We start from the raw sequence: 13,006 nt of genomic DNA, 5'->3' as shown, positions 1-13,006 counted from the left end.
GATTCAACTTCACCCGCGACACGGCTTCTGACTCTTCGCAGGCCAACGATGCCATGAGGAGTCATCCTATCGGCCGAGGATTCCGCTGGCAGGGTCCGGCCAACAGAAGGATCGGAATTTCGGGCATTAGTCCCGTTTGGGGGGAGGAGGTCGTGAGGAGGTTCTGTGGAGCTCCGCGTTCTGGGACCGGTCGAACTCCGTTTTGGAGAGCACATGGTCGATCTCGGCAACGGGAGGGAGCTGGAGATCGCCGTCCTGCTCGGCCTGGAGGGCGGGCGTCCGGTCAGCAGAGAATCGATCCTCAAACGGATCTGGAGAGGCGATACCGGCAAGCTGCCAACGCTCCATTCCGCGATCACCCGCCTGCGCAACCGTCTGGAGGCCGCGGGCGTGCGACGCTCGATCCTCGCCCAGCGGAACGGAATGTATACGCTCGCGGTGGGATTGGAGGCGGTCGACTGGCGGCGCTTCGTCCACCTGTGCACGGAGTCGAAGGGTGCGCAGCGGGCTGGTGACGTTGCGGGCGCGCTGGCCAAGGTCACCGACGCGCTCGCGCTCTGGACGGGCACCCCGTTCGACAACCAGTCCTGGACCTGGGCGCTCGGCCTGCGGAGCCAAATGGAACAGGCGCACCAGTCGGCGTTGGAGCAATGGGCGCGGCTCGCCTTGCGTACGCACGACGTACAGCCGTGCGACGTCGCCGACGCACTGGCCGCGCACACACCGCGCTACCCGCTGAACGAACGCCTCACCGAAGTCTTCATGCTCGCTCTCCACCAGGCGGGGCGCACGTCCGAGGCCGTCATGGCCTACCACACGATGTCGCGCACCCTCTCCGAGGAGTCCGGCACCAACCCAGGTCCCGACTTACAGCGGACCTTGCAGTCCCTCCTGAAAGCGGAACCGGCGGCCACGCCGCGTCGGCGCTCGTCAAGCGGCGCCGAAAAGGCCCAGGGCCCGCCCGCGCCCGACCGAGCGGCCCCGTCGCCCCCGCGCTTGTCGGCCCCCGGCCCGCAATGCGACAACCTCCGTCACGACATCCCCGACTTCTCGGGACGCCACGAACAGCTCGAACTTCTCCTCACGGTGGCTCGCACGCCCTCCCCTACCGCGCCGCGTGTGCACGTCGTCAGCGGCATGCCCGGTGTCGGTAAGAGCACTCTGGCCATCCACTGCGCCCATCTCCTCCGTGATGACTTCACCGACGGTCGCTTCCATCTCGAACTCCACGGGAGCAGGCCGCAGTCGGCCAAGGGACCCCTGGAGGCACTGCACGAACTCCTGCTGATGGTCGGCGTCCCAGCCGAAGTCATCCCATCCTCGATTGAGGCGCGTACGTCGCTGTGGCGCGACCGCACGTCGGGAAGGCGGGCGCTTCTCCTGCTCGACGATGCTGCCGACGCCGCCCAGGTCCGCCCGCTGCTGCCCTCGGGTAGCGGATGGATGGTCGTCATCACCTCAAGGAACCAACTGGCCGCCTTGGAAGGAGCCCGTGTGCTCCGACTGCCTGCTCCTGGACAGGAGGAGGCGATCAGGCTCTTCGCGGACATCTCCGGTAGAGACTCGTCCTCCGCCTACGACCACTACGCCGCCCTGGCGGAAACCTGCGACAACCTTCCCCTGGCACTGCGCATCGTCGCCATCCGCTGGCGCCAGCACCCCTCCTGGCCGCTGAGCGATGTCATCCGCTATCTGCGCTACACGCGCGACCGCATCTCCGAGCTTCGTGCAGGGGACCACAGCCTTGAGGCGGTTTTTCGCGTCAGCCTGGACGCGCTCGATCCGGCCACCCGTTCGGCGTTTCTCCGCCTGGGCCTCCATCCCGCACCCGAGTTCGGCGTACACGCCGCAGCGGCGCTTATCGGAACGTCGGCCAGGAGCGTCATTCCCATTCTCGAAGAGTTACTGGACGCGTCACTCATCGAGGAACCCTCCCGACACCGCTACACCATGCACGATTTGCTGTCGGAGTTCGCCCGAAGGCACGCGGACGTGGAACTCTCACGTCTGGAGCTGCACAGCACGCGGCAACGCGTATTCGACCATTATCTGGAATCCTGCCGTGCCGCCGACCACGCACGCGCCCCGCACCGGTACCGACTTCAATACGAGCCAAGCGGCCCTGTTGAACTTCCCGATATCAACTCGTTGGAGGAGTCGGCCCAATGGTTCTCCACCGAACGGTCGACGCTCCTGGCGATGCTTCGTTGGGCACAGGAGCACGGCGGATTCGAACGGTACGAAGCAGCGATCGCGCACGCGTTGGCTGACCTCATCGACACCTACGGCCCCTGGGAATTAGCGACCGATATCCATCGTCGGGCTCACCACCTGTTCCAGAAGCGCGCCGATCAGAAAGGGCAAGCACACGCTCTCTTTGACCTCGGCAAGGCCTATCTACGCAACGGTGACCCGACCGCAGCGTCCGGTAACCTCGCAGAGGCGCTGCGGCTCTGGAGTCACAGTCGGGACCGGATTGGAGAAGCTCAAGCCCTTGACCTCATCGGACTACACCGTCGTTTGACAGGTCGCTTCAGCGAGGCCCTCGCCTTCCACCAACAAGCCGCCCGCGTGTGGGAGGAGATCGGCCACTCCCCCGGTATCGCCCGCAATCTCGAGTACACAGCGACGTGCCGAACAAAAATAGGGGCTTACAACGAGGCGATCGAGGGGTTCGCGAGCGCGATCGAGATGTATGCCGCGCTAGGGGACATCCCCGGACAAGCCGGGGCCAAGAACAACGCTGCCCACGCCTTCATGCGGGTCGGCCGACTCCACGAGTCCGCTCGACTTCTCGAAGAAGCCATCGGGCTTCTCCGCGCGCTGAACGATCGACGCAGCCAAGGCAAATTCCTCGGGAACCTCGCGCTGATACACGCGAAACTGGGAAACCGGGACCGGGCGCTCGGGAACTACGCTGACGCCCTAGAACTCCATCGTTCGACTCACGACCGATGGTCTGAGGTCGACACCATGTGCGAAACCGGGCAAATATACCTCAACCAATGCGCTCCCTCTAGAGCTCTGGACTATCTGCAAGGCGCCCTGGACATCTCAGGTTCGATAGGAGAACACTCTCGGCGCGCCGAAATCCTCGTGTCGATGGGTGACGCCTACCGCATGCTCGGCCAACGCAAGAGCGCCGAACGACACTACAGCCTCGCCTTAACGCTCGCCCAAGAGCACGGACACCCCGAAGCGGACATCCTGACCAGGCTCACCACTTTCCCCGCGAAGCACAACACAACACCACCTTCCCTACGCTAACCTGGCATCAAGTTCGCGGATGACATCAACGTCCGCGCCACGAATCGCTGACGGAAGCTCGTCGCGCAGCACAGTTCTCCGCCAGTAGATCCGAAATGCCAGGATTGGGAATGCAGTGGACCTGTTTTTTCTTATGTCCGAGTTTGCGAACGTTCTCACACCTTTCGCTTCCGAGTGGGTGTTCTGCGACGTGACGAGCGCAAGCGACGAGTGGCGGGACTACTGGTGAGGCCTGATCCGCCACGTCTCGACCGCTCAGGTCTGGGGGCCGCGGTGGCTTCCACCAGCTGGTGGAAGCCACCGCGGCCCCCAGACGCATATGCGACCACCCCCTCACCTGCGTGCAAGCGTTGTGCAAGTGCGCTGTCAGGGTTCTCGCAAGGGCCGGTCAGCACCACGCAATCCGTTTGTCGAGTCCTTCGGCACACCCTCTGTCGTGGCCCCACAGGCTTCCCTAGAGGACGGAGGTGACCGCCGATGGTGGGCACAACGTGGAGTGTCGGACCCTTCGGGCTGGACGGCGCGACCAGATCGACGTGGTCTCCGCAGCGCACGGTGCTCGTTGTCATCCACCACCTGACCGCCGGAACCAGGCTCGCGGACGTGGTCCCGCTGCTGGAGTCCGACCCCCGACTGCAGATCGCCTACACCGTTCCGCCCACGTCGCCCTTCCACCAGAGCGGATCCGACTACGCACGCTCCCTGGACGGGCTGGTGCTCCCCTGGGACCAGGCCACGTCCCTGCGCTTCGACCTGGCCGTCGCCGCCCACCACGGAGGGCTGGATCGCCTGCATGCCCCCGTCCTCACCCTGCATCACGGGTGCGGCCCCACCAAGCTCGTTCCCCAGGGCATGGGCCATGGCCCCCGAACTCCGCGTGAGGTGACAGGGGCGGTCGTCGGCTCCCTGATCTCGTACGGACGCGTTGTCCCCTCGGTCATCGGTCTCGGCCATGAACGGCACCGGGCGCTCCTCGCCCGCGCCGTCCCCGCAGCCGCTGATATCGCCCGTGTTGTCGGCGACCCCTGCTTCGACCGGATCACAGCGAGTCTGCCCAGGAGAGATACCTACCGGCGGGCGCTGGGGGTGGTCACTGATCAGAGACTGATCGTCGTCTCCTCGACCTTCCGCCCCCATTCCCTGCTGGGGCGGCATCCGCAGCTCCCGGCCTGGCTCAGCGCCGAGCTGGATCCGCAGCGGTTCCGGGTCGTCGTCGTGCCGCATCCCGGCACGTGGGCCTGGCACGGACGGCGCCAGGTACGCGCCTGGCTCAACCCGGCCCCTGGAGCGGACGTTGGCCTGATCCCTCCCGAGGAGGGATGGCGGGCGGCGGTGGTCGCGTCCGACCTCGTCATCGGCGACCACGGATCGGTGACCTACTACGCGGCGGCGAGCGGGCGTCCTGTGCTGCTCGGGACGTTTCCGACCGAGGATGTCGATCCCGCCTCGCATGTCGCCCTGCTCGGCATGACGGCGCCGCGCTTGGTCGCGGAAGCTTCCCTGCCCGCACAAGTCGACGCGGCGATCGCCGCCCATGTCCCGGATCGGACGGATTGGTACCGCGACATGCTCACCTCGGCTCCGGGGCGCTCGGCCCGACTGCTCCGAACCACCATGTACGAGATGCTCGACCTCCCCGAGCCGGACACCCCCGTACGAACGCACCCCGTACCCCCACCGCACCTGGTCTCCGGAGAACAGAGCCGGGGGCGAGCCGCATGAGGACGCTGCTGGTGCGGTCCAGACTGGCGGTGGACGACCCCTCGGGCTCGGCTCCTGCGGCGGCCACCACCGATGACCTCGTGTGGGGGCGGTGGGACGCAGCCGAGAACGGCTGCCGAGGCGCCGATGTGGTCAGCGTCGACTGGCCGTGGACGTTACCCACCGCCACCGCCGAGGACGTCCTGACCCGCGCGCCGGGTTGCCTGGCCGTCGCAGTGCGCGGTCGCGCCGTGTGGACCATCCTCCTCCGCGACGAGGATCCCCTCACCTGCCCGCGGGTCGGCGACCCGCGATGGCCGGGGCCGCTCCTCTGGCTGATGCACACTTGGTCGGCCTCCGGCAGGCCGAGCCGTGAACTCGGCGACAGGGACGGTGGCCTCGCCCCGGGGCTTCACAGCGCGATCACGGCTCCCGTTCGTCTAGCTCCGCGAGGGTCTGTGCGATGGCGCCGGCTTGACGGGCTCCGAGTCCGCTATAGATGGCGAGTGCTTCCCGCAGATGCTTCCGGGCGTCATCCCATCGCCCCAGCATCGACGCCAGCCGTCCCAACAGTGAGTGGACCCGGGCGACCTCGTGATGGGCTCCGACACTCTTCTGGAGTCGCAGCGCCTCATCCAGCGCTTCCTCGGCTTCAGGGAGTCGACGGGCCATGAGGTGGCCGGTGGCCTGGGCGGTCAGCGTCCGAGCGGTGTGGTACTCATCGCCGACGGAGCTGAAGTAGTGGCGAGCGCGGTCGAAATAGGCATTCGCGGCGTCGGAGTCGCCGCCGTCGCGATATGCCTCCCCCAGATAGCGGCGCATCAGCGCTACGCCGCGGCTCCGGCCCAGCTCGTCGTGGATCTTCAACGCCTCGGAGAAGTACGTGATCGCCGTTCGCGGACTCTCGCGGGCCAGCGCAGCAGTCCCCAGCCGGTCGAGGGCCGCCGCCTCGCCAAGACGATGCCCGGCCTCGCGCCACCGTCGGCGTGCCCCAGCGGCGTCTTCCTCGGCTTGATCGGGTCGGCCAAGGCCGAGGGAGGCACTGGCCAAGGCCGTCAACATCCAGGCCTGGGCCGCATGGTCGCCGAGGGCCTCGGCCGCGACCAGCCCGGACCGGTGGCACTCCACCCACTCGTCGTAGTGCTTGCGGAGAACGAAGAATCCCCACAGGGACTCGCACAACTGCCACGTCGCAGAGTGTCTTTCCGTCTCGCACGTGAGTCGGACGAGTTCGCCCAGGGTGGGCAGCTCTGTTTCGAGCCAGAGCAGAGCGGACCGTTGGTCCGCGAAGCGTTCGTGCCCACGGACCTCGTCGAAGAGCGGGTTCAGGCGCCAGCGTCCCGGGTTGATTCTGAGGTCAGCGGAGACGGCGGTGCGCAGATAGTGGTCGACCAGCCGGTCGAACGCGGCATCGAGTTCCGCGGGTGCCTCGTGTTCGTGGGCGCGCTCGCGGGCGTGAATGCGCACCAGGTCGTGGAAGTCGTAGCGTCCGCTCGTGGCGCGTTCTTCCAGCAGGCTCGCTGATACGAGGTATTCGAGCAGGTCTTCGGCCTCGAACTCGTCGGTCTCCGCCAGTGCGGCGGCGGCCGCGACGTCGAAGGTCCGGCCCGGGTGGAGACCGAGCAATCGGTAAAGGCGGGCGGCGTCACCGGGAAGAGCGGCGTGGGAGACATCGAAAACGGCGCGCACGGACACCTCGTCGTCCTGACTGAGCGCACCGAGTCGGCGCCGCTCTCCCGCGAGGTCGGCGATCATTCGCGCGGCGGGGCGGCCGGGGCGCAGTACCAGACGCCCTGCGGCGGCGCAGACAGCGAGCGGCAGACCACCACAGAGCACTGCGAGCCGCCGACTGTCCTCTGCGCCGAGGTCGTCGCGGTGGTGGCCGACGAGGACGCTGAGGAGACGGACCGCATTGAGGGTGTCCAAGGGGCGTACTTCCAGGAACTGGGCACCGTGCGTTACCAAGCGCGCCAGGTGGCGCCGGGTGGTGATGACCACCAGATGCCCGCCGTTACCTGGCAGGAGCGGCAGAACCTGAGCGGCCGAGGCCGCGTTGTCCAGCAGGACGGCCAGACGCCTTCCCTGGGTACGGGAGCGGAACAGAGCTGCGCGGGAGGCCGTGTCGTGGGGGATCTCCGCTGGGGCGATGCCGAGCGAACGGAGGAAGGTGCCCAGGGCGTGTCCGGGGTCGACGGGGATCGTCGATGGAGTGAACCCCGCAAGGTCGGCATGGAGCTGCCCGTCGGGGAAGTTGTCCAGGGCGTCCCGAAGAAAATGGACGGCCAACGCTGTTTTTCCCACGCCGCCTGTTCCGATGACCACGACCAGACGTGTTTCCCGCTGGCACCGGGCCTGCCGAAGCTGTTCTCCGAGGAGGTTCAGTTCCGCATATCGATCGGTGAATGTAGGCGGCGCGAGGGGCAACTGGGAGGGGCGCGTTGGCGCTGGCGGGTTCACGGAGTAGTGAAAGTGCACGTCACCATGGATCATTCCCGCCTGGACAACGTTTCCGCGTGTCTCGCCGGCAACGTGATTCTGATTCTCGTCAGGCGAATCCTGTCGGATATCCGGGCGAGGATCGCCGCCTGCCCCTGCACACTCCGCGGGCATTGATCTCCGATCCCTTGGCTTTCCAAGGATGCCCACGGTAACACCGTCAAATCACACGCTCCGTTCGGCCCCGGGACCAATCCCCCGCCTTCCACATTGCATCACTTCCCACATATTCCACATGGATAAGAATCACCTCACCCACACCACGCCACCTGTCGTGACATGGATAATCGTGAAAATTCAACACAAAAAGAAATGCTGGAAAATACAGCCGCCCCCACGATCACCCCGACCTGATGCCACCCGATCGAAGGAGGGTTGTTCTTCATTCACCCCTACGGCTCCGCCACCAGGTCCCCGCGCGTCCGCAGCGCGGCGCGGGATCCGCCCGCGCGCGACGTCGATACTCGCGCGTCACACAGTGCTTACCAAGGGTAGCGTCGGACGCGGTGGCGGGGTAGTTTCGCGGTCGTGCTCGTCGGGGGTGGGCTCCTGTTCCGCTGCCCGTCGGCCTGCGAGGAGAACCGGAAGCGGAAGCAGTCGGCTCCGGCTGGAAGGAGACCCCCATATGACCGCCGATCAGGAGTCCGGCACGTCCGATGGCCCCACGATCCCGACCCCCGAGGAGATCGGGGCGTCCTACGACCAATACGGCGATTTCTACGGCATGGTCCTTGGCGACAGCGCGATTCATTCGGGCATGTGGATTACGCCGGGAGAACGCGCGGCCCCCGTGGACGTGATCGATCTGGCCGACAGGGCGCAGGATCGGCAGACCGACTACCTGATCGACACCTTGCGGCCGCTCGCGGGCGAACACATGCTCGACGTCGGGTGCGGTACCGGCGGACCGGCCATCCGCGCCGCCCAGCGCAGTGGGGCGCGTGTCACCGGTGTCACCGTGAGTACGAGCCAGGTCGCCGAGGCCGAGGAGAGGATCCGAGCGGCCGACCTCGGCGGCCAGGTCGAGGTCGTCTACGGCAACGCCATGGACCTCGACTACGGTGACGAGACGTTCGCGTGCGCGTGGGCGATCGAAGCGATCCACCACTTGTCCGACCGGCTGGCCGGTCTGCGCGAGGTAGGCCGTGTCCTGGTGAAGGGCGGGCACTTCCTGCTGACCGAGTTCGTTCTGCGCGGTACCCCCACCGAGGGCGATCTCGCGGTGTACACCGGGTTCGCGGAGGGACCTCCGCCACGCCCCTTGCCGGTGCTGCTCGGCGAGGTCGACCAGGCCGGATTCGACATCGTCCAGGTCGTCGACATGTCCTCCAGCTACAAACTGTCGGCGGACGTCATGGCCCTGCTGTACCGCGATCGCCGCGACGAGATCGAGGCCCGTTTCGGCGCGGAAACGGTGATGTGGATGGACACGCGCCTGCCGATATTCCGCAGCGTCACCAGGAACCACATCGACTATGTCACGGTTCTGCTGCGCAAACGCGGGTGAAGCCGCCCGCGCGGCGTCGGGACGGTGCGGCTAGCCGGACCGCCCCTCCTCGTAGTCGTGGCCCAGGGGCCGGACGGTGGTCAGCCAGGTGAGGACGCGGCTGATGTCGGTCGGCGTCAGGATGCCGACGACGCTCTCGCCGTCGAGAACGAGGGCACGCTGGTCGGATCCGGACTCCATGCGGGGGAGCACCTCGGTCAGGGGCTCGTCGGGCGAGGTGGTGACGATCGCGTCCCGGGGCAGCATGATGTCGCCGAGCGTGGTCGTGGAGCGCTCGCCTACAGGGATGTTCCGGAGCTGGTGGATGCACACCATCCCGAGCGGCGCCGTGCCGTCGCGGGTGATGGGGAAGGCCGAGTGACGGTAGCGGAACAGCGGGCCGTCGAGGAATTCGGCGATGGTGGTGTCGGCCGGTGCGGTGACCGGGTCGGGGGTCATGGCTTCGCGGACCGGGATCCCGGCCAGCGCGCCGCGCATCTCGGCGTGGCGGCCCTCGGCTGTGGCGGCGCTGATGAGGAAGAAGCCGATGATGGCGAGCCAGATCCCGCTGAGGGCGACGCCCTGCAGGAAGAGGAAGAGCCCGAGCAGCACCAGTGTCCAGCCGAACGTGCGGCCGGCGGTGGATGCTCCGAGCGTGGCGCGGACGCGGTCTCCGGTGCGCCACCACAGGAAGGCCCGCAGGAGCCGACCGCCGTCGAGTGGCGCGGCGGGGATCACGTTGAAGAGGGCCAGCAGGATGTTGATCGCGGCCAGCCATGCGGCCGCTTCCAGGACCAGGCCGGGGCCGATGGTCTGGCCGATCGCCACGGCAACGACGCCGAACCCGAGGCCCGCGAGGAGACTGACGAGCGGGCCGACCCCGGCGATGCGCAGTTCCGCGGAGGGGCTGGCGGCCTCGTCCTGGAGTCGGGCGACGCCACCGAGCAGCCACAGCGTGATGCCGTCGACCCGGACGCCGTTCTTCCGGGCCACGATGGCGTGGGCGAGTTCGTGCGCCAGCAGGGACGCGAAGAACACGACGGCGGTGACGAGTCCGACCGCCCAGTAGAGCCACAGGGCGCGGTCGGGGTAGACGCCGGGCAGCCGAATCTGGGCCAGGCCGAAGGCGATCAGGGCGAAGATGACCAGGACGCTCCAGTGGACGCCCACGCGTATCCCGGCCAGATGTCCCAGGCGAAACGTCTCCTGCACGGCACCTGTCCTCTCCGGCGGCTCGGCCGCCCGAGTGGGGTCTCCCCTGCTGCCGCTGCCCGCCGCGTCGGCGGGGCGGCGGTGTCTGATCCCATGCTATGGCGCTGATGGGATACGTGCCGGGCACCGTCGCGGTGGGGGATGAACCCACGCGGCCACCGGGCACGGAAATCTTTTCACCCGCCACCGAACAACAGCGCGGAGTCCCCTGTGTCCCACGCGCCACCCCCCCCGCACCGGACGGCTCGGCACGAAGCGACCTGACCACACCACCCACCAGCCAGAACGATATTCCATTTTAAATTGAACATACCGAGAAACAGTGCGGCACGTGTTGATCTATACCATTATCTCGACTCACTGCCTCCGAGAATCAAAGGAGGAAAGGAGATGCCGAGAAGCCCCCTCAGAATGTTCCTTCTCGGAATTGCGATCGCGGGTCCCGTCCTCGCGCTGGGCGCCACTCCAGCGAGCGCCTCCGACGCGCCCGACGGGACGATCGCGCCGAAGGGCAGCGTCTGCCGGACCCACAACCCGCCCGGGCCGGGCAAGGCGACGGCCTGCCGAACCTGGAACGCCCAGGGCGGCGGTTACTACGGCGGCAGCTGGACCTGGAGCGGTACGCACGGCGTCTACGTGCAGGGATGGTTCGACGGGAGGGTGATGACCCTTCCCGAATCGGGTTTCTACCACGGGGTCAAGAAGTTCCTCACCCGTGGGTGCAAGGGCTCACGCTGCACGCGTTGGTCGTAGCGCCCTGGAGCCGAACCGCACCTTCGCCGGGGCGCCGTCCGAAACGGCGCCCCGGTCGGGTCGCGGGCCGTTCAAAGGTGATCTGCTCACCGCGTAGCGCTCCGACCGGGACATTGAACCCTCCCCCGGCTAAAGCAGGGGGATTCCTGGCTCAGGAAGCCCCACAGGCCAGCGACCTGAAAGGTCGTACTCCCTCACCACCAGCCGGGACGGAATCTGCCCGGTTTGATACGGCAACGCTGGGTCGTTGTGTGCCGTCTTGGTTCTCGCAATGCACGCGGTACGCCGTACCCGACTACCCGATCACGTGGGCGGTCTTTCGCCCTGGCGTCGAAACCCCGTCCTTGCCCTGCTCCGCAGGGGATCGATTCCTCCCCCGGCCGAAGCCGGGTCATCCTCGAAGGAGACCCGGTAAACAGATCGAGCGAGACGGGCCGGGCATGGATTCTCCCGTCCCCTGCTCACGCTCGGTCGCTGCCTCAGCCGATCCGCGCTACGGGCGGCGCAGTTCTCCGGCGACGTGCTGTCCGCCCGGGGTCGGGAACCGTGCCTCGGGGAACTCGAACCACACCAGATCCTCGCAGCGGAGGGTGAACCCGGCCTGCTCCAGGCTGTCGAGGGTCGCACGGCCGAGGCGGCAGCCGGCGGCCAGGCGCGGCCAGATGGTGGCGTCGGCGAGCCGTTCCACGCGGCGGACGACGGGGCGGGCCGAGCGCACGTGCCCGAGGAAGCGCAGCCGCCCTTCCGGCCGGACGACGCGGTACATCTCTGACACCGCCCTCGCCTCGTCGCGCAGGGAGCACAGCACGTGGCAGGCGACGGCGGCGTCAAAGGCCGCGTCGTCGGCCGGCAAGTCTTCGGCGACGCCCGCGACGACCTCGACCGGCACGGGAGCATCCTGGGCGGCCGTGCGCGCCAGCCCTCGCAGGCGGGGCTCGGGTTCCACGGCGAGCACACCGGTGACCTCGGGTGGATAGTGGGCGAAGTTCGCACCGTCGCCCGCCCCCACCTCGATGATGCGTCCGCTGAGCCCGGTTAGGAGAGCGCGGCGGCGCTCGGCGAATCCTTCGGCGTCTATTCGCACGCGCAGCCGAGGCCACACGCGGGCGAAGATCGGGTGGCGCAGATCGATACCGCGCGTTCGCCCCGCCCGTCGCGCCCGTCCCGGCGGGTCCGTGGGGTGGTGGGGCGGCTGGTGGTCTCCGGTCATGGCGCACTCCCGATGTTCGCGACCCGGTTTTGTATACTATAGAGTCGACAATCCGTTTTGTAAACACTCACGTCTACATCGTGGTGTAAGGAGGAGCGGCGATGACCCCCCATGGGCACGAGCTCGGGGAAACGACGGCCCCGGCGCAGCACGCGGCCGCCGCAGCGGACTCCGCGGACAGGTCCACTCCGCGACGACGGCTGCGCCGCACCGAGCGCCGCGAACAGATCCTGGCCGCCGCCACCCGCGCCTTCGCGCGCTCCGGGTTCAGCGCCACCGGCCTCGACGACATCGCGGCCGAGGCCGGAATCAGCCGGGCCATCCTGTACCGGCATTTCGACTCCAAGAGCGACCTGTACCGCGCCGTACTCGACCGGGCATGCGACCGGCTCATCGCGTCCGTAGGCGCCGACGAGTTCACCGAGGACAGCATTCCGGCACTGGTCCGCGCGGCCGCCGACGAGCCGGACGGCTTCCGGCTGCTGTTCCGCTACGCGACCCGTGAAGCCGAGTTCCGCGACCGGATGGCCTGGTTCAACGACGGCGTCGTCGAGGTAGCGCGCCGCAACCTGTCCGGCCTCATCCCCGATCCCGGGTGGGAGGCATGGGCGGCGCACCTGGTGCCCACGGTCGCCATCGAGGCGGTCATCGCCTGGCTCGACGCCGGACAGCCCGACCCCGCGGCGGCGGCCCGGCGGATCGCGGCTGCGGTCGACGGTGTCATCCAGGCGGCGCGGTGCACCGACTCCCGCGGCACCGGAGAATGATCGACCGCCACTGCGGCCCGGGCAGGGAGCCCATGGGTGCCGGCGCGGCGCAGCGCTCCCCCGCCATTCCCATCGGACCCGCCAATGCGCGCCCAACGTCCTCGCTCGTGCCGC

The 13,006-nt window shown here is 67.8% G+C and carries 8 protein-coding genes and 1 pseudogene; 5 read left to right on the top strand and 4 right to left on the bottom strand.

What is annotated here, in order from left to right:
• Positions 1-213: 213 nt before the first annotated feature.
• Positions 214-3,267 carry an AfsR/SARP family transcriptional regulator gene (locus CDO52_RS14870; RefSeq protein ID WP_152471641.1) on the top strand — a complete coding sequence of 1,018 codons (3,054 nt, stop codon included), beginning with the start codon at positions 214-216 and terminating at the stop codon, positions 3,265-3,267.
• A gap of 477 nt (positions 3,268-3,744) precedes the next feature.
• A complete protein-coding gene (locus CDO52_RS14865) occupies positions 3,745-4,989 on the top strand; it encodes a hypothetical protein (RefSeq protein WP_017618968.1) in 1,245 nt (414 codons plus the stop codon).
• 402 nt (positions 4,990-5,391) lie between these two features.
• Here CDO52_RS14865 and CDO52_RS28725 read toward each other — a convergent pair whose 3' ends face one another.
• Together CDO52_RS28725 and CDO52_RS29480 are read right to left on the bottom strand one after the other, a co-directional pair.
• A complete protein-coding gene (locus tag CDO52_RS28725) occupies positions 5,392-6,594 on the bottom strand; it encodes a tetratricopeptide repeat protein (protein WP_232524194.1) in 1,203 nt (400 codons plus the stop codon).
• A gap of 225 nt (positions 6,595-6,819) precedes the next feature.
• A pseudogene (locus CDO52_RS29480) lies at positions 6,820-7,458 on the bottom strand (tetratricopeptide repeat protein); the annotation flags it as partial.
• 631 nt (positions 7,459-8,089) lie between these two features.
• Between CDO52_RS29480 and CDO52_RS14855 the strand changes: the two are divergent.
• The gene (locus CDO52_RS14855; RefSeq protein WP_017618965.1) at positions 8,090-8,971 is read left to right on the top strand and encodes an SAM-dependent methyltransferase; all 882 of its coding nucleotides are present in this window, start codon (positions 8,090-8,092) and stop codon (positions 8,969-8,971) included.
• Positions 8,972-9,001: 30 nt separating this feature from the next.
• Here CDO52_RS14855 and CDO52_RS14850 read toward each other — a convergent pair whose 3' ends face one another.
• A complete protein-coding gene (locus CDO52_RS14850; protein ID WP_051060764.1) occupies positions 9,002-10,162 on the bottom strand; it encodes a site-2 protease family protein in 1,161 nt (386 codons plus the stop codon).
• Between the two features lie 390 nt (positions 10,163-10,552).
• Between CDO52_RS14850 and CDO52_RS14845 the strand changes: the two genes are divergently transcribed.
• On the top strand, positions 10,553-10,915 hold the full coding sequence (locus CDO52_RS14845) for a hypothetical protein (protein ID WP_157745572.1): 363 nt from the start codon (positions 10,553-10,555) through the stop codon (positions 10,913-10,915).
• Between the two features lie 493 nt (positions 10,916-11,408).
• Here the strand turns inward: CDO52_RS14845 and CDO52_RS14840 are convergent, their stop codons facing one another.
• A complete protein-coding gene (locus CDO52_RS14840) occupies positions 11,409-12,125 on the bottom strand; it encodes a class I SAM-dependent methyltransferase (protein WP_198345735.1) in 717 nt (238 codons plus the stop codon).
• A gap of 101 nt (positions 12,126-12,226) precedes the next feature.
• Here CDO52_RS14840 and CDO52_RS14835 point away from each other — a divergent pair, with 101 nt between their 5' ends.
• Entirely contained in the window at positions 12,227-12,892 is a 666-nt protein-coding gene (locus CDO52_RS14835) for a TetR/AcrR family transcriptional regulator (protein WP_017618961.1), read from the top strand.
• Positions 12,893-13,006: the final 114 nt, after the last annotated feature.

The organism is Nocardiopsis gilva YIM 90087, from assembly GCF_002263495.1.
In the GTDB taxonomy this organism is placed as follows: domain Bacteria; phylum Actinomycetota; class Actinomycetes; order Streptosporangiales; family Streptosporangiaceae; genus Nocardiopsis_C; species Nocardiopsis_C gilva.
This window is presented reverse-complemented; position numbering and strand designations above follow the sequence as displayed.

Coding starts and splice junctions, on each gene's coding strand:
- CDO52_RS14870 (WP_152471641.1), top strand. CDS start 214: ATGGTCGATCTCGGCAACGGGAGGGAGCTGGAGATCGCCGTCCTGCTC.
- CDO52_RS14865 (WP_017618968.1), top strand. CDS start 3,745: ATGGTGGGCACAACGTGGAGTGTCGGACCCTTCGGGCTGGACGGCGCG.
- CDO52_RS14855 (WP_017618965.1), top strand. CDS start 8,090: ATGACCGCCGATCAGGAGTCCGGCACGTCCGATGGCCCCACGATCCCG.
- CDO52_RS14845 (WP_157745572.1), top strand. CDS start 10,553: ATGCCGAGAAGCCCCCTCAGAATGTTCCTTCTCGGAATTGCGATCGCG.
- CDO52_RS14840 (WP_198345735.1), bottom strand. CDS start 12,125: ATGACCGGAGACCACCAGCCGCCCCACCACCCCACGGACCCGCCGGGA.
- CDO52_RS14835 (WP_017618961.1), top strand. CDS start 12,227: ATGACCCCCCATGGGCACGAGCTCGGGGAAACGACGGCCCCGGCGCAG.